Annotated in this window: 13 protein-coding genes, 1 pseudogene and 1 riboswitch; of the genes and pseudogenes, 9 read left to right on the top strand and 5 right to left on the bottom strand. The window is 67.6% G+C overall.

All coding sequences use genetic code 11. The features are described 5' to 3' along the window. Positions 1-41: 41 nt before the first annotated feature. Positions 42-809 carry a Crp/Fnr family transcriptional regulator gene (locus tag BM365_RS12435; RefSeq protein ID WP_093489878.1) on the bottom strand — a complete coding sequence of 256 codons (768 nt, stop codon included), beginning with the start codon at positions 807-809 and terminating at the stop codon, positions 42-44. Positions 810-1209: 400 nt separating this feature from the next. On the opposite strand from BM365_RS12435, the pseudogene BM365_RS12430 reads away from it, so the two are divergent. The 3 genes and pseudogenes from BM365_RS12430 to BM365_RS12420 form a co-directional block, all read left to right on the top strand. Then, positions 1210-2514, top strand: a pseudogene (locus tag BM365_RS12430) (DEAD/DEAH box helicase); the annotation flags it as partial. Between the two features lie 117 nt (positions 2515-2631). Continuing rightward, complete coding sequence (gene queD / locus BM365_RS12425) at positions 2632-2988, top strand: 6-carboxytetrahydropterin synthase QueD (RefSeq protein ID WP_093489876.1); 357 nt, start codon at positions 2632-2634, stop codon at positions 2986-2988. Between the two features lie 155 nt (positions 2989-3143). Then, positions 3144-3536, top strand: coding sequence for a phasin family protein (locus BM365_RS12420; protein WP_093489875.1), 393 nt, complete (start codon positions 3144-3146; stop codon positions 3534-3536). A 94-nt stretch (positions 3537-3630) separates the two neighbouring features. On the opposite strand, the gene bioD is transcribed toward BM365_RS12420, so the two are convergent. Beyond that, entirely contained in the window at positions 3631-4296 is a 666-nt protein-coding gene (gene bioD, locus BM365_RS12415; RefSeq protein WP_093489874.1) for a dethiobiotin synthase, read from the bottom strand. 4 nt (positions 4297-4300) lie between these two features. Then, the gene (locus tag BM365_RS12410) at positions 4301-5026 is read right to left on the bottom strand and encodes a TMEM175 family protein (RefSeq protein ID WP_093489873.1); all 726 of its coding nucleotides are present in this window, start codon (positions 5024-5026) and stop codon (positions 4301-4303) included. Between the two features lie 82 nt (positions 5027-5108). Between BM365_RS12410 and BM365_RS12405 the strand changes: the two genes are divergently transcribed. The 3 genes from BM365_RS12405 to btuB all read left to right on the top strand — a co-directional run bounded on the left by BM365_RS12405 (position 5109) and on the right by btuB (position 8212). Next, the gene (locus BM365_RS12405) at positions 5109-5594 is read left to right on the top strand and encodes a GAF domain-containing protein (RefSeq protein WP_093489872.1); all 486 of its coding nucleotides are present in this window, start codon (positions 5109-5111) and stop codon (positions 5592-5594) included. Beyond that, positions 5591-5959 (top strand): TfoX/Sxy family protein, encoded by a 369-nt coding sequence (locus tag BM365_RS12400; RefSeq protein WP_093489871.1) that lies wholly within the window; start codon positions 5591-5593, stop codon positions 5957-5959. The genes BM365_RS12405 and BM365_RS12400 overlap by 4 nt, the downstream gene beginning before the upstream one ends. Before the next feature lie 48 nt (positions 5960-6007). After that, a riboswitch (cobalamin riboswitch) is annotated at positions 6008-6228 on the top strand. A 118-nt stretch (positions 6229-6346) separates the two neighbouring features. Further along, a complete protein-coding gene (gene btuB, locus BM365_RS12395; RefSeq protein ID WP_093489870.1) occupies positions 6347-8212 on the top strand; it encodes a TonB-dependent vitamin B12 receptor in 1866 nt (621 codons plus the stop codon). Positions 8213-8267: 55 nt separating this feature from the next. Here btuB and dinB read toward each other — a convergent pair whose 3' ends face one another. Beyond that, positions 8268-9350, bottom strand: a complete 1083-nt coding sequence (dinB, locus tag BM365_RS12390; protein ID WP_093490764.1) for a DNA polymerase IV — start codon at positions 9348-9350, stop codon at positions 8268-8270. A 214-nt stretch (positions 9351-9564) separates the two neighbouring features. Between dinB and fabA the strand changes: the two genes are divergently transcribed. The 3 genes from fabA to BM365_RS12375 all read left to right on the top strand — a co-directional run bounded on the left by fabA (position 9565) and on the right by BM365_RS12375 (position 13486). Then, on the top strand, positions 9565-10080 hold the full coding sequence (gene fabA / locus BM365_RS12385; protein ID WP_056880816.1) for a 3-hydroxyacyl-[acyl-carrier-protein] dehydratase FabA: 516 nt from the start codon (positions 9565-9567) through the stop codon (positions 10078-10080). After that, the gene (fabB, locus tag BM365_RS12380) at positions 10080-11288 is read left to right on the top strand and encodes a beta-ketoacyl-ACP synthase I (protein ID WP_093489869.1); all 1209 of its coding nucleotides are present in this window, start codon (positions 10080-10082) and stop codon (positions 11286-11288) included. The genes fabA and fabB overlap by 1 nt, the downstream gene beginning before the upstream one ends. Positions 11289-11401: 113 nt before the next feature. Continuing rightward, entirely contained in the window at positions 11402-13486 is a 2085-nt protein-coding gene (locus tag BM365_RS12375) for a putative bifunctional diguanylate cyclase/phosphodiesterase (RefSeq protein WP_093489868.1), read from the top strand. A 115-nt stretch (positions 13487-13601) separates the two neighbouring features. Here the strand turns inward: BM365_RS12375 and glmS are convergent, their stop codons facing one another. Beyond that, positions 13602-15428, bottom strand: coding sequence for a glutamine--fructose-6-phosphate transaminase (isomerizing) (gene glmS, locus BM365_RS12370; protein ID WP_093489867.1), 1827 nt, complete (start codon positions 15426-15428; stop codon positions 13602-13604). Positions 15429-15619: the final 191 nt, after the last annotated feature.

Below are 15619 nucleotides of genomic sequence, written 5' to 3'. Positions count from 1 at the left end.
GTGCGGTCGCGACTGACGTCGCTCCTACAAAAAGCAGAGTCTCAGGCCCGTGCTTCGGCCAAGGCGTCCAGGCGCGCGCGGTTGAGCAGGCGTACATGGTGCGGATCGTCGGTGGCGATGCTGCCTTCCTGGCGCAGGCGGGTGAAGCTGCGGCTGACGGTTTCCACGGTCAGGCCCAGGTAGTCCGCGATGTCGGTGCGCGTCATCGGCAGGATCACTTCGGTGTCGTCCTGGCCCTGGCGGCGGCGGCGCTGTGCCATGTCGACGAGGAAGCCGGCCAACCGCTCCATCGGGTTCAGGCGCGCGAGCGACATCAGATTGCTGCGGGTGGCGTCCAGTTCCACGCAGGCCCGCTCGAGCAGTTCGCGCTCGAGTTCGGGATGGTCGTTGCACAGGCTGCGCATGTCGGCCATCGAGAACTCGCACAGGGTACTGTCGGTGATCGACTCGATGGTGTGCCGGTAGTGCGAGGTGCCACTGAAACCAATGAAATCGCCCGGCATCAGGAAGCCGGCGACCAGGCGACGACCATCCGGCAGCAGGCGGATCCGGCGCAGGGCGCCCTTGGTCACCGTGAACACGCCACGGCGGGGTTCGCCTTCGCGCACCAGCGCCTCGCCGGCCACCAGGCGGACGTCATCGGCCAGCGATTCCATGACCTGGGCCTTCTGCACCGGCAGCGCCGCACAGACAGCCAGATGCCGGACCAGGCAGCCGCTGCAGCCGCGCGCGGCCTGGCAGACCACGGCGTCGCCGGTCCCTGAACCGGGCACCGGGGCGTCGTTCTGGCGGAGGATGCGAAGGCTCATGGCGGTCGGCTACGTGGGTCTTCACGGGCCATGATACGCCCGCAAACCCTTGATTTCCGTACTGCGACAATCGGTCGCAGCACCCTCTTTCAGCGTGGATTCCCCCATTCAGGCGCGGATTCGGGTACAGTGCGCGCCGCTTGCCTGCGGCCGTTCGTTTCCCCGATGGTCCGCCGGCGCAGGGAATTCCCCGCGAATTCCCGCGCCCGCCCCGCTCCGACTTCTTTCGTTGCGCAAGCTCGGTAGCGCCGTTTTGGCGCCTCCGCACCCCTTCTCGCAGCGCGGTTTCAGGGAACGCTTCGAGTCACGATCTTGCCGCATTCCGCGCGTTCCATGCCGCCGCACGCTCTCGTGCCGGTGTTGCGCGCGCGTCCGGCCGACCGGCTTTGGAGCTTCGACAATGACGTTTGAAACCTTGGGCCTGGCGCCCGCCCTGCTGCGCGCGCTGGACGAACAGGGCTACACCCAGCCCACTCCCATCCAGGAACAGGCTATTCCGCTGGCCCTCGCCGGCCACGATCTGCTGGCGGGCGCCCAGACCGGCACCGGCAAGACCGCCGCGTTCGGCCTGCCGCTCATCCAGTACCTGGCCACCACCCCGCAGGAAGTCCAGCGGGGCGGCCCGCGCAAGCCGCGCGCCCTGGTGCTGACCCCCACCCGCGAGCTGGCCGTGCAGGTGCACGACAGCCTGCGTGGCTACGGCAAGTACCTGCGCATCCCCAGCACCACCATCTACGGCGGCGTTGGCATGGGCAACCAGCTGGACGCGCTGCGCCGTGGCGTGGATCTCGTGATCGCCTGCCCGGGTCGCCTGATCGACCACCTTGAGCGCCGCAGCGTGGACCTGTCGGGCATCGAGGTGCTGGTGCTGGACGAGGCCGACCGCATGCTCGACATGGGCTTCCTGCCGTCGATCAAGCGCATCCTCGCCAAGCTGCCCCGCCAGAACCGCCAGACCATGCTGTTCTCCGCGACCTTCGCCGATCCGATCCGCGAGTTGGCGCTGGAGTTCATGCACGACCCGAAGCAGATCCAGGTCACGCCGAAGAACACGGTGGCCGAGACCATCACCCACCGCGTGCATCCGGTCGATGGCAGCCGCAAGCGCGACCTGCTGCTGCACCTGCTGGCCAAGGACAGCCGCGTGCAGACGCTGGTGTTCGCCCGCACCAAGCACGGCAGCGACAAGCTGGCCACGTTCCTGGACAAGAGCGGCATCAAGACCGCGGCGATCCACGGCAACAAGTCGCAGGGTGCACGCCAGCGCGCGCTCAGCGACTTCAAGGCCGGCCGCATCAACGTGTTGGTCGCCACCGATATCGCCGCCCGCGGCATCGACATCGACCAGCTGCCGCAGGTGATCAACTTCGACCTGCCGATGGTGGCCGAGGACTACGTGCACCGCATCGGCCGTACCGGCCGCAACGGCTCGACCGGCGAAGCGATCTCGCTGGTGGCACAGGATGAAGCGAAGTACCTGCGCGCCATCGTGCGCATGCTGGGCCGCGACGTGGACCTGCGCGACGTGCCGGGCTTCGAGCCGCAGACGCCGATCCGCTGGGGCAACAGCGCGCCGGGCAAGGCCGACCTGCCGGGCGGCGAGCGCACCCCACGCCGCAACGGTCCGCAGAAGCACGCGCGTCGCCCGCACGGCGATGCGCCGCGGCACGCGCATGCCGGCCCGAAGAAGCACGGCGGCCAGCGTCGCGACGGTCGCCCCGGTGGCGCCCGCCAGGGCCAGTCGCGCCCGGCCCGCTAAGCTGCACCCTGCGCGCGGCACCCTCGCCGGTGCCGCGCGCTTCCACGCTCCAGGATCCGCCGCATGGACATCTTCAAGGTCTTCACCGTCGAAGCCGCACACCGCCTGCCGCACGTACCGGACGGCCACAAGTGCGCGCGCCTGCATGGCCATTCGTTCCGCATCGAGCTGCACCTGTCCGGGCCGATCGACCCGCGCGCCGGCTGGGTGATGGACTTCGCTGACGTGAAGGCGGCCTTCAAGCCGATCTACGACCGGCTGGACCATCACTACCTCAACGACATCCCGGGCTTGGACAACCCCACCAGCGAGCAGCTGGCCACGTGGATCTGGGACCAGACCAAGCCGGCGCTGCCGCTGCTGAGCGCCGTCGTGGTGCATGAAACCTGCACCTCCGGCTGCCGCTATACCGGCCCCTGAGCGCTGGAACCGGTTCCAGACCACTCCATACAAGCGTTTGATTTTTAACGGCTCCTGACCGTTCGTCGGATTTCCATACGCCGGTTATTGCGCTGCAACATAGATCCCTCTATGCTGCGGCGCAACAGATGGAAATCCCCTTTTAGGAGCACGCCATGACCACGCAATTCAACGAAAGCTTCAGCCAGTTCACGCACCAGTTCGCGGCCGCTGCGGCCCGTGCGAACCGCCTGGCCCTGGAAAGCGCCGAGACGGTGTTCGGCGTGCAGCTGAAGACCTTCGAAAAGAACGTCGACGCCACCACCGCCTTCTTTGGCGAGCTGGCCGAGACCCGTGACCTCGACGGTTACAAGAACCTGTGGCCGAAGGGCCTGCAGGTCGCCAAGGACAACGCCGAGCGCGTCGTCGCCGCCAGCCAGGAAGTGTTCGGCCTGAGCCTGAAGACCGGCGAAGCCTTTGGCCAGCTGGTGAAGACCCAGTTCGAAACCGCGACCGACAACGTCCAGGCCTCCGTGGCCAAGGCGACCAAGGCCGCGAAGGCCAAGTAAGCCCGCTTCAACCGGTTATTGCGCGGCCCTCCCCTCCCTCCGCGCAAACCCGACCCGGCAGCCCCCACGCTGCCGGGTTTTTTATTGCCCGAGATCAGGGCAACGCGAGGGACGCCGCCAGCGCCTGGGCCTGCGCGCCCGGGGCATGCGGCAACCGTCCCCAGCACGGCACGGGCATGCGCGCCGACAGCAGGGCGAAGTTTTCATCGCGGCGCGCCATGTCGGGGTCTACTTCGTTCGCGATCCAACCCACCAGCCGCGCGCCGTCGTCCTGGATCGCGCGCGCGCTGAGCCGCGCATGGTTGATGCAACCCAGGCGCATGCCGACCACCAGCACCACCGGCAGGCGTAGCTGTTCGACCAGGTGCCGCTGGTCGAGCGTGGCGGTCAGCGGTGCGGCCCAACCGCCGACACCTTCCACCAGCACCATGTCGGCCAGCGGATGCAGCCGTTCGAACGCGGACACCAGCACACCCAGTTGCACGTCCACGCCGGCATCGCGTGCGGCGATCTCCGGTGCCAGCGGCGCGGGCAAGGCATAGGGATTGACGTCCTCGTACGGCGGTACTGGATCGCTGGCCGCCTGCAGCGCCAGCGCATCTTCATTGCGCCAGCCTTCGGGGGTGCGTTCGCAGCCGCTGGCGACTGGCTTCATGCCCACCGCACGCAGGCCACGCGCACGGAACGCATGCAGCAGCGCGGCGCTGGCGACGGTCTTGCCCACGCCGGTATCGGTGCCGGTGACGAACAGCCTGTCCATCGCCTCAATCCTCCGCGCGCGCCGGCCAGCGGCGTGCGCCCCAGCGCTGTCCCGCCACGTGGAGCAGGCCGGTGAACGAGAGCAGGAAGTACACGCTGCCTGGCAGCGCGACCTGCCACGAGCGCGAGTCTTCGGTCAGCAGGCTGGCGATCAGCACCGACAGCAGCCCGACCAGGACGAAATACGCATGCGAGGCGAACTCGCCCGCGGCGTTGGCGGCGGCCTCGCCATCCAGTCCCTGGCGCGCGCGCGCGCGCCAGGCCAACGCGTACAAGCCGCCGATGCACGCCGACATCGACGCGAACGCCAATCCGTAAAAGGTGAACATGAAGGCGAGCGGACGCGCCCCGTTGGCGTCGTTCAGCGGCATCGGCAGCCAGCCGCCGGTGATCCACGCGAAGAAGGTGCCCAGCAGCAGGCGCAGCGGATATACGTAGACCAGCACCAGGAACACCAGCAGCAGGCTGAGCAAGGTGGCCGGCACGCTACCGAGGCGGTAGCGCCGGCTCCAGCGCACGTGCGCGTACCAGAACATCGCCACCATCGCGAAGCTGGCAGCGAACGCCGGCACGTTCTTCAGCGCCTGCAGCAGCGCGCCGATGCTGTCCGGGATGCGATCCACCGAGATCACCAGCAGCGTGACCGCGAATGCGAAGGCCGCATCCACGAACGCCTCAAGCCTCGTCACCCCATGGCCGCGCCAGCTGGCCTCGTCGTCACCTGCGCTCATGCCCACCCGTCTCCCCGTCAGGCCTGCCGATGGAATGCATCATATCGGGCCGTCGCGAGGGGCCGGGGGTAGAATCGACCGCATGTCATTCGCCTCCCAAACGCTCACCGGCAGCAAGCCGGAACAATACGCGCAGCTGGTCGAACAGGCGCGCGCCCTGCTGGCCGGCGAACCGGACCGGATCGCCAATGCCGCCAACCTGGCCGCGCTGGTCTACCACGCCCTTCCGGACTTCAACTGGGTGGGCTTTTACTTCTTCGATGGCCGGGAATTGGTGGTCGGTCCGTTCCAAGGCTTACCAGCCTGCGTGCGGATCCCGTTGGACAAGGGGGTCTGCGGAGCCGCCGCACGCACCCGCCAGACCCAGCGCGTGGACGATGTGGACGCCTTCCCGGGCCACATCGCCTGCGATTCCGCATCGCGCTCGGAATTGGTGGTCCCGCTGGTGAAAGGGGGCGAACTCGTCGGCGTGCTCGACCTGGACAGCCCTCGCCTGGCCCGGTTCGATGCGGACGACCAGGAAGGCATGGAACGCATCGCCGCCATTTTCCTGGATTCACTGACATGACAGGCACCAAGCTGCGCAACATCGGCCCCAAGTCCGCCGCCTGGCTCCGCCAGGTCGGCCTGCGCACGCAGGAGGACCTGGAGTCGGTCGGCGCGGTCGAGGCCTTCATCCGGGTCAAGCGTGCGGGGTTCCGCCCCAGCCTCAACCTGCTGTACGCGCTGGAAGGCGCGCTGCTGGATTGCCACTGGCAGCAGTTGCCGGAAGCACGCCGCGGCGAACTGCTGGTGGCCTACGACGCGGCCGCGGCCCTGCTGCCGCCGCCACGTGGCCGCCCCGCGGCTGGCCCGGTGACGACGACCCACACCGAGCAGGAAGAAGACACGGGCCCGTCCCTGAACCTGTTTGACTCGCGCGGCGACGACTGATCGCCTGGAGTGACCGCGTGGCCTGACGGCGACGCGAGCGCTTCCCGTATACTGCGCGCGCTTTCAGGTGACCCGCGCCTCGTGCCGGGTTGAAACGGGAAGCCGGTGACCCGCCCCACGGCGGCATTCCGGCGCTGCCCCCGCAACGGTAGGCGAAGACAGCCGCGGCATCGGCCACTGTGCGTCCACGACGCATGGGAAGGCGCCACGGCGGAGTGCCCTGCACTCGTTCGCAAGCCCGGAGACCGGCCTGGGAGTCCACTGGTTGCGATGCGGAGGGCGTCGCGGCGTGCCGCGCCGCTTCGCCTGCGCTGTCCGCTCCGCACCCCTTTCCATCGCGACTCCACGCCGAAGAATGCGCGCGGGGCGCGCGATGGAGTTGTTCCGATGCAGAGCCGTACTTTTTCCTCCCCTTCCCTGCTGGCCCTCGCGGTCGCGATGGCGCTGCCGATCGCGGCGCAGGCGCAGGACGCCACCAACCTCGACGAAATCGTCGTCTCGGGCACGCGTACCGAGGTGTCCATCGAAGACAGCCTGGTCCCAGCAGAGGTGATTGGCCGCGACGCAATCCAGCGCAGCCAGGCGCGCTCGCTGGGCGAACTCCTGCAGGGACGCGCCGGCATCTCGATCGCCAACCAGGGCGGTGCAGGCAAGATCACCACGCTCAATCTGCGCGGCGCCGAATCCGACCACGTGCTGGTGCTCGTGGATGGCGTGCGCATGGGCTCGGCGACCGCCGGCCTGCCGGCATTGCAGGACCTGCCGATCGACCAGATCGATCGCGTCGAAATCGTGCGCGGTCCGCGCTCGAGCCTGTGGGGCTCCGAAGCCATCGGCGGCGTGATCCAGGTGTTCACCCGCCGCAACACCGGCAAGGTGCGGCCGAACTTCCGCATCGGCGTGGGGAGCGATAGCACGCGTGAAGCCAGTGCCGGTATCGGCGGCGGCATCGGCCGCGGCTGGTTCGGCGCCGACGTGGCGTACACGCGCACCGACGGCTTCAATGCCTGCCGCGGCACCAGCGGGGATGCCGCGAACCCGTTCGGCGCCGGCTGCTTCGCCGACGAACCCGACCGCGACGGCTACCGCAACACTTCGGCCAACCTGCGCGGCGGTTACTCGTTCACCGATACGCTGACGCTGGAAGCCAACGCGCTGCGCGCCGATGGCGAGAGCGAGTTCGACGGCAGCTTCACCAACCGCTCCGAAACCGTGCAGCAGGTGTTGGGCACCAAGCTGCGCTACGCGCCGAGCGACAAGGTCAACCTGCTGCTGAGCCTGGGCCGCAACGACGACAAGTCCGACGACTTCCACGATGACGTGCCGTCCGGTTACTTCGAGACGCGTCGCTACGTGGCGTCGGCGCAGGGCGACTTCGCCGTGGCCGCCAACCAGCTGCTGACCGCCGGCATCGACTGGCAGGACGACAACGTGGAAAGCGCCACCGCCTTCGACATCACCCAGCGCGACAACCTGGCCGGCTTCGTCGAATACCAGGGCCGCTTCGGCGCGCACCAGCTGCAGGCCAGCGTCCGCAACGACGACAACGAGCAGTTCGGCAACCACACCACCGGTAGCCTGGGCTACGGGTTCGGCTTCGGTAACGGCCTGAAGCTGACCGCCAGCGTGGCCACCGGCTTCAAGGCGCCGAGCTTCAACGACCTTTACTACCCGTTCTTCGGCAATCCGGACCTGAAGCCGGAAGAGTCCGAGAGCGTCAACCTCGGCATCGCGCAGTACGCGGACACCTGGAACTGGACGTTCAACGTCTACCAGAACAAAGTTGACCAGCTGATCTCCTACGACGCGGCGATCTTCCTGCCCAACAACATCGACGAAGCCCGCATCCGCGGCGCGGAGTTCACCGTCGACTTCGCGGTCGCAGGCTTCGACGTCGCCACCCAGCTGAGCCACACCGATCCACGCAATCGGTCGGCCGGCTTCAACGACGACAACCTGCTGGCACGCCGTCCGCGCAACACCGCGCGCATCGACGTGGACCGCGCGTTCGGCGCGTTCCGTACCGGCGTGACGTTCAACGCCGCGGGTGAGCGCTACGACAACCTGGCTAACACCGTCCGCCTGGGCGGCTACAGCACGCTGGATCTGCGCCTGGAGTACGCCATCGCACCGGCATGGACGCTGCAGGCGAAGGTGGGCAACGTATTCGATCGCGAGTACGAAACCGTCGCCTGGTACAACCAGGCCGGCCGCACCTACGGCCTGAGCTTGCGCTACCAGCCGGCCGAGTGATTCGACGGCGGCACGCAACAGGAAGAAGCCCGGCATTGCCGGGCTTTTTTCTGGCTCAACCGGCAGCCAACTCCGCTCCGTCGAACAAGCCCGGTTGGGTCGCCATCTCATCCCGATCCCGGAAGCCCGACAGCCCCACGCCCACCAGCCGGTAGCGGGTGGCGCCCGGCAGGTCGACGCGTTCGCGCAGCGCCAGGGCGATATCGATGAATTCCTGCGCGGAGGATGGCGGCGATTCCGGCGTGAAGCTGCGGGTGAGGATGCGGAACTGTGCGGTCTTCAGCTTCAGCACCACCGTGCGGCCCACGCGCTCGGTCTTGCGGCTGGCCTGCCACGCCTTTTCCGCGATGCGGACGATGTGCGGCTCCAGTTCCGACAACAGCAGGTCGGTGGCGAAGGTGTCTTCGGAGGAGATCGATTGCACGGGCTGGTCGGGCTCCACGGGCCGTTCGTCGATACCGCGCGCGCGCCGGTACAGGCTGCCGCCGAAGCTGCCGTAGCGCGCTTCCAGTTCGTGCTGCGCGTGCAGGCGCAGGTCGCCGACGGTGTGGATGCCATCCGCATTCAAGCGCCCCTGCATCACCTTGCCGACGCCCGGGATGCGCTCCACCGGCAGCGGCGTCAGGAATGCTTCCACCTGGTGCGGGCGCAGGACGAACTGGCCATCCGGCTTGCGCCAGTCCGAGGCGATCTTGGCAAGGAACTTGTTGGGTGCCACGCCGGCCGACGCGGTGAGCTGCGTTTCTTCGCGGATCTGCGCGCGGATGGTTTCCGCCACGGCGGTGGCTGTCGGCAGGTCGGTCTTCGGCGCGGTGACGTCGAGGTAGGCCTCGTCCAGCGAGAGCGGTTCGACCAGGTCGGTGTGACGAAAGAAGATCTCGCGCACCTGCCGCGACACCGCTTTGTAGCGGATGAAATCGGGCGGCACGAACACCGCCTGCGGGCACAAACGCTCCGCTCGCACCGCCGGCATCGCCGAGCGCACGCCGAACACGCGCGCTTCGTAGGACGCCGCGCACACCACCGAGCGCTCGCCGCGCCACGCCACGACCACCGGTCGCCCGCGCAGCGACGGATCGTCGCGCTGCTCCACCGACGCGTAGAAGGCGTCCATGTCGATGTGGATGATCTTGCGCATCACGCGATGATATCGGCGGCCGTACGCGATCGCATGGATGCGTGCACGTTGGATACGCACGCGTGTGGAGATGCGGGCGGATCGCGTGAAACCCTTGCCGCAATTGCACTTCCGCAATGGTACGCCGGCGTATGGAAAAACCTGGTTGATTTGCATCAAGACAAGCGTATGCACATGTGTGCATTATTTGCGCCTTCGCAGAACGGACGACGCAATGAACGCCCCCGCTTCCTTCTCGCGCGAACAGCTGCTGGCCAGCGCGCGCGGTGAACTCTTCGGCCCCGACAGCGGCCGTCTCCCGAACGACCCGATGCTGATGTTCGACCGCATCACCGAGATCCGCCAGGACGGCGGTACGCATGGCAAGGGCATGGTGCGCGCCGAACTCGATATCCATCCGGACCTGTGGTTTTTCCAGTGCCACTTCCTCGGCGATCCGGTGATGCCCGGCTGCCTGGGCCTGGATGCGATGTGGCAGCTGACCGGCTTCTTCCTGACGTGGATCGGCGCGCCCGGCCGCGGCCGCGCACTGGGTTCCGGCGAAGTGAAGTTCACCGGCCAGGTACTCCCCACGGCCAAGCGCGTGAGCTACGAGATCGACATCAGCCGCGTGGTCAATCGCAAGCTGGTGCTGGCGGTGGCCGATGGCCGCATGCTGGTCGATGGCCGCGAGATCTACACCGCGCGCGATCTGCGCGTGGGCTTGTTCACGTCGACGGAGAGCTTCTGATGCGCCGTGTCGTCATCACCGGCCTGGGCATCACGTCCTGCCTGGGCAACGACGCGGACACCGTGTCGGCCGCGTTGCGCGAAGGCCGCTCCGGCATCCGCCATATCCCGCAGTACGCCGAGCTCGGCTTCCGCAGCCAGGTCGGCGGTGCGCCCGAGATCGACCTCGATGCGCAGATCGACCGCAAGCAGAAGCGCTTCATGGGCGACGCCGCGGCGTTCGCGCACATCGCGCTGCGCGATGCGATCGCCGATGCCGGCCTGGACGAGGCCCTGGTCAGCCAGCCGCGTACCGGTCTGATCGCCGGTTCCGGCGGCGGTTCGGCCGAGTGGCAAATCGAAGCGGCCGACCTGCTGCGTGCGCGCGGCATTCGCAAGGTCGGCCCGTACATGGTCCCGCGCACGATGTGCTCGACGGTATCGGCGACGCTGGCCACCGCCTTCAAGATCAAGGGCGTCAGCTATTCGATCTCCGCGGCCTGCGCGACCTCCGCGCACTGCATCGGCGCGGCGGCGGACCTGATTCGCGCCGGCCGCCAGGACATCGTCTTCGCCGGCGGTGGCGAGGAACTGCACTGGGCGCTGACGATGATGTTCGACGCCATGGGCGCGCTGTCGAGCAAGCGCAACGACGACCCGACCCACGCGTCGCGTCCTTACGACGCGGACCGCGACGGCTTCGTCATCGCCGGTGGCGGCGGCATGCTGGTGCTCGAGGACTACGACCATGCGGTCAAGCGCGGCGCGCGCATCCATGCCGAACTGCTCGGCTACGGCGTGACCTCCGACGGCGCCGACATGGTGGCGCCATCCGGCGAAGGCGCGGTGCGCTGCATGCAGATGGCGCTGGAAGGCGTCACCGCGCCGCTGGACTACCTCAACACCCATGGCACCTCGACGCCGCTGGGCGACGTGATCGAACTCGACGCGATCCGCACCGCGCTCGGCGACACCCTGCCGCCGATCTCCTCGACCAAGGCGTTGTCCGGTCACTCACTCGGCGCGGCCAGCGTGCACGAGGCCATCTATTGCCTGCTGATGATGCGCGACGGCTTCATCGCGGGCTCGGCCAACATCGAAACGCTCGATGAAGGTGCGTCGGGCTTCCCCATCGTGCAGGCGAGCCGCGACGCGACGCTGGATACGGTGATGTCCAACAGCTTCGGCTTCGGCGGCACCAACGCGAGCCTGGTGTTCGGGCGCGTCTGACCGGGCGTCCGGTCCTGCCCGCGGTCGCCTCGGCGGCGGCCGCGGCGCTCAAGTTCAAAGCGTAGCGGCCGATACGGTTCCGACAGCCCTCACTGGGCATCGGTGCGTCCCCCATGTCCGGAACCTACAACGAGGTCCTCGTCCTCTTTTCGCTGCTGGTCGCCATCCTGGCGTCCTACACCGCGCTGGACATGGCCGGCCGCGTCACGACCACGCAAGGCACCTCCGCAGCGCGCTGGTGGCTGGCGGGCGGCGCGATGGCGATGGGCCTGGGCATCTGGTCGATGCATTTCGTCGGCATGCTCGCGTTCGACCTGCCGATCCCGCTCGGCTACGACCTCGCCATCACTCTCTACTCGATGCTTGCGGCGGTAGGCGTCTCCGCCTTCGCCCTGTGGCTGGTGTCGCGACCGGACCTGCCCGTGCGCCTGCTGTGTCTCGGCGCCGTGCTGATGGGCGCGGGCATCGCGGTGATGCACTACATCGGCATGGCGGCGCTGCGCATGCAACCCGGCATCGACTACGACCCGCTGTGGTTCGCGCTTTCCATCGTGATCGCGGTGGTCGCCTCCGGTGCCGCACTGTGGATCGCCTTCCATCTGCGTCGTGGCCATCGCCGGCACGGCATGCGCCTGATCGCCGCGGTGGTGATGGGCTTCGCCATCGTCGGCATGCACTACACCGGCATGGCCGCCGCCCGCTTCCCGGCCGACAGTTGGTGCGGCGCGGCGCGCGATGGTGGTGTGCCGACGCAGTGGCTGGCCGTGCTGGTGGTGGTGGCCACCGTGGCGATCATGGGCATCGCGTTGATCGTGTCCGTGCTGGACCGGCAGATGCACCTGCGCACCCGCCACCTCGCGATCTCGCTGGCGCGCGCCAATGAGGAACTGGTGCAGGCCGCGCTGCACGACCCGCTCACGAAGCTGCCGAACCGCGTGCTGCTGCAGGACCGCATCGAACAGGCCATCGAGAAAGCCAAGCGCAAGCAGGAGTCGCTGGCGGTGATGTTCCTGGACCTCGACGGCTTCAAGAGCGTCAACGATGCCTACGGCCACCAGGCCGGCGACCTGCTGCTCGCCGACGTCGCCACCCGCGTCCGCGGCCTGCTGCGCAGCCAGGACACGCTGTCGCGGCTCGGCGGCGATGAGTTCGTGCTGGTCGCCCCCACCACCGACCCGGACGATGCCGCGGTGGTCGCACAACGCATCCTCGATGCGGTGGCGCTGCCGATCCAGGCGCAGGGGATCGACGTGCAGGTCACCGCTAGCATCGGCATCGCCATGTATCCCTCCGACGGCATGACCGAGCGCGACCTGATGGCGCACGCCGATGCCGCGATGTACCACACCAAGGACAACGGCCGGAACGGCTACACGTTCTTCGCGCCGTCGATGAACATCAGCGCGCACCAGCAGCTGAAGCTGCTGAACGACCTGCGTCGCGCAGTGGAGCGCAACGAGCTCGTGCTGCATTACCAGCCCAAGTTTGCCGCACCCGACTACCGCATGGCGGGCGTGGAAGCCCTGCTGCGCTGGCAGCATCCGGACATGGGGCTGCTGCCGCCGGGGGCATTCATCGCCGCGGCCGAGCGCAGCGGGCTGATCCTGAGTCTGGGCGAATGGGTGCTGGACGAAGCCTGCCGGCAACTGCACGCCTGGGACAACGCCGGCCACGATGTGCCCACCATCGCGGTGAACCTGTCGCCGCTGCAGTTCTCCTCGCCATCGCTGGTGGAAACGGTACGCGATACGTTGGCGCGGCATGCGCTGGACCCGACGCGCCTGACCCTGGAGATCACCGAGACCACCGCCATGCGCGATGCCGACGCCAGCGTCGGCATCCTCGACGAACTGACGCGCATGGGCGTGCGGATCTCCATCGACGATTTCGGTACCGGCTACTCCAGCCTGCTGTATCTCAAGCGCTTGCCGGCCACCGAGCTGAAGATCGACCGCGCCTTCGTCCGCGAGTTGGAATCCAACGCCGACGACGCGGCGATCGTGGCGTCGATCGTGGCACTGGGCCGCACGCTAAACCTCAAGGTCGTCGCCGAAGGGGTCGAAACGCCCGGCCAGCAACAGCAGCTGCGGCAGCTGGGCTGCGACTTCTACCAGGGCTACCTGCTCGGCGAACCCGTGGCGGCGGACCGCCTCGTACATACCCGCCACGCCGCACCCGCACCCTGCCTGACGGACTGAAACCAGAAAGCACAAAGCCCGGCAGAGACCGGGCTTTGGAGCAACGCGGGAGGAGAGAGGATCCTCGTTGCAGGCGCCATTGTCGGTGCCGACTGTTACAGCGGCGCGACAACCGTCATTCCACCGTCACCGATTTGGCGAGGTTGCGCGGCTTGTCCACGTCGGTGCCGCGCGCGAGCGCGGTGTGGTACGCCAGCAGCTGCACCGGAATGGTGTGCACGATGGGGCTGAGCACACCGACATGGCGCGGCGTGCGGATCACGTGCACGCCCTCGGATTCGCTGAAATGGCTGTCCTGGTCGGTGAACACGAACAGTTCGCCACCGCGCGCGCGCACTTCCTGCATGTTGGATTTCACTTTTTCCAGCAGGACATCGTTCGGTGCGATCACCACTACCGGCATGTCCGCATCCACCAGCGCCAGCGGCCCGTGCTTCAACTCACCCGCCGGATAGGCTTCCGCGTGGATGTAGGAGATTTCCTTCAGCTTGAGCGCGCCTTCCAGCGCGATCGGGTAATGCAGGCCGCGACCGAGGAACAACGCGTCGGACTTCGGCGCGAAACGCTCCGCCCACGCGGCGATCTGCGGCTCCAGGTTCAATGCGTGCTGCACGCTGCCCGGCAGGTGGCGCAGCTGTTCCAGGTAGTCGGCCTCCTGCTCCGGCGTGACCTTGCCGCGCAACTTGCCCAGCACGACGGTCAGCTGGAACAGCGCCGCCAGCTGGGTCGTGAAGGCCTTCGTCGACGCCACGCCGATCTCGGCGCCGGCGCGGGTGTAACAGACCAGTTCGCTGGCGCGCGGGATGGCGCTCTCGGGCACGTTGCAGATCGACAACGTGTGCTGGTGGCCCAACGACTTGGCGTACTTCAGCGCCTCCATCGTGTCCAGCGTTTCGCCCGACTGCGAAATGGTGACGATCAGGTGCTTGGGGTTCGCGTACGCGGCACGATAGCGGTATTCGCTGGCGATCTCGACGTTGCATGGCACGCCGGCGATGGCTTCCAGCCAATAGCGCGCGGTCATGCCGGCGTAGTAGCTGGTGCCGCAGGCGAGAATCTGCACGCCCTCGATGTCTTTCAACGCCGCTTCGGCGTTCGCGCCGAACAGGGTGGGCGAGAAGCCGCCGTCGATGACCGCCTCGATGGTGTCGGCGATCGCGCGCGGCTGTTCGTGGATTTCCTTCTGCATGAAGTGGCGGTACGGGCCCAGCTCCAGCGAGGCCAGCGACACGTCGGACACGTGCACGTCGCGCTCGATGGGCTGGTCCTTGCCGTCGAACACGCGTACCGACTGGCGGGTGACTTCGGCGGTATCGCCTTCCTCGAGGAAGATCACGCGGCGGGTGGCCTGGATGATCGCGGATACGTCGGAGGCGATGAAGTTCTCGCCCTCGCCCAGGCCGATGAGCAGCGGGCAGCCCATGCGCGCGCACACCATGCGCTCGGGTTCCTTGCGGCTCACCACGGCCAACGCGTAGGCGCCGGTCAGTTCCTTCACCGTGCGCTGCAGCGCGGTCAGCAGGTCGTCGCCGCCCTTGAGGTGGTGGTGCATCAGGTGCGCGATGACTTCGGTATCGGTTTGCGACTCGAACACATAGCCGAGCGCGCGCAACTTCTCGCGCTGCTCTTCGTGGTTCTCGATGATGCCGTTGTGCACCAGCGCCACGCCGTGGCTGATGTGCGGATGCGCATTGGCCTCGGTGACGCCACCGTGGGTCGCCCAGCGTGTGTGGCCGATGCCCAGGCTCGCGTTGAAGCCCTCGGCAGCGGCGGCGCCCTCCATTTCGGCCACGCGGCCGGTGCGGCGCACGCGACGCACGTCCTGCTGGTCGACCACCGCAATGCCCGCCGAATCGTAGCCCCGATATTCCAGCCGCTTCAGTCCTTCGATGAGTACTGGCACCACGTCGCGATCGGCGATCGCGCCCACAATTCCGCACATAGGCCTGTGCCTTCCTTCTGGATGAGTCGTGTGGACATTCTACGTGTCCGGCACTGGACAGGCCCTGTCCGGCGAGTGTCCGCGGACACCCGGACAGCCTGTTGCGCCGGACAACCCCCTTTTGAATCAACCGCTTGCGTTTGGCACGCATCCTGCTGATACGAGCAGGTCATTCCAAAGAACGCATGCCA

The organism is Pseudoxanthomonas sp. YR558 (assembly GCF_900116385.1).
Classification (GTDB): domain Bacteria; phylum Pseudomonadota; class Gammaproteobacteria; order Xanthomonadales; family Xanthomonadaceae; genus Pseudoxanthomonas_A.
This window is presented reverse-complemented; position numbering and strand designations above follow the sequence as displayed.

What these genes read in the sequence shown, in the direction of transcription:
- bioD (WP_093489874.1), bottom strand. Translation starts at nt 4,296, where the DNA reads ATGGACAGGCTGTTCGTCACCGGCACCGATACCGGCGTGGGCAAGACC.
- BM365_RS12410 (WP_093489873.1), bottom strand. Translation starts at nt 5,026, where the DNA reads ATGAGCGCAGGTGACGACGAGGCCAGCTGGCGCGGCCATGGGGTGACG.
- BM365_RS12405 (WP_093489872.1), top strand. Translation starts at nt 5,109, where the DNA reads ATGTCATTCGCCTCCCAAACGCTCACCGGCAGCAAGCCGGAACAATAC.
- BM365_RS12435 (WP_093489878.1), bottom strand. Translation starts at nt 809, where the DNA reads ATGAGCCTTCGCATCCTCCGCCAGAACGACGCCCCGGTGCCCGGTTCA.
- dinB (WP_093490764.1), bottom strand. Translation starts at nt 9,350, where the DNA reads ATGCGCAAGATCATCCACATCGACATGGACGCCTTCTACGCGTCGGTG.
- BM365_RS12420 (WP_093489875.1), top strand. Translation starts at nt 3,144, where the DNA reads ATGACCACGCAATTCAACGAAAGCTTCAGCCAGTTCACGCACCAGTTC.
- BM365_RS12375 (WP_093489868.1), top strand. Translation starts at nt 11,402, where the DNA reads ATGTCCGGAACCTACAACGAGGTCCTCGTCCTCTTTTCGCTGCTGGTC.
- glmS (WP_093489867.1), bottom strand. Translation starts at nt 15,428, where the DNA reads ATGTGCGGAATTGTGGGCGCGATCGCCGATCGCGACGTGGTGCCAGTA.
- btuB (WP_093489870.1), top strand. Translation starts at nt 6,347, where the DNA reads ATGCAGAGCCGTACTTTTTCCTCCCCTTCCCTGCTGGCCCTCGCGGTC.
- BM365_RS12400 (WP_093489871.1), top strand. Translation starts at nt 5,591, where the DNA reads ATGACAGGCACCAAGCTGCGCAACATCGGCCCCAAGTCCGCCGCCTGG.
- fabA (WP_056880816.1), top strand. Translation starts at nt 9,565, where the DNA reads ATGAACGCCCCCGCTTCCTTCTCGCGCGAACAGCTGCTGGCCAGCGCG.
- fabB (WP_093489869.1), top strand. Translation starts at nt 10,080, where the DNA reads ATGCGCCGTGTCGTCATCACCGGCCTGGGCATCACGTCCTGCCTGGGC.
- queD (WP_093489876.1), top strand. Translation starts at nt 2,632, where the DNA reads ATGGACATCTTCAAGGTCTTCACCGTCGAAGCCGCACACCGCCTGCCG.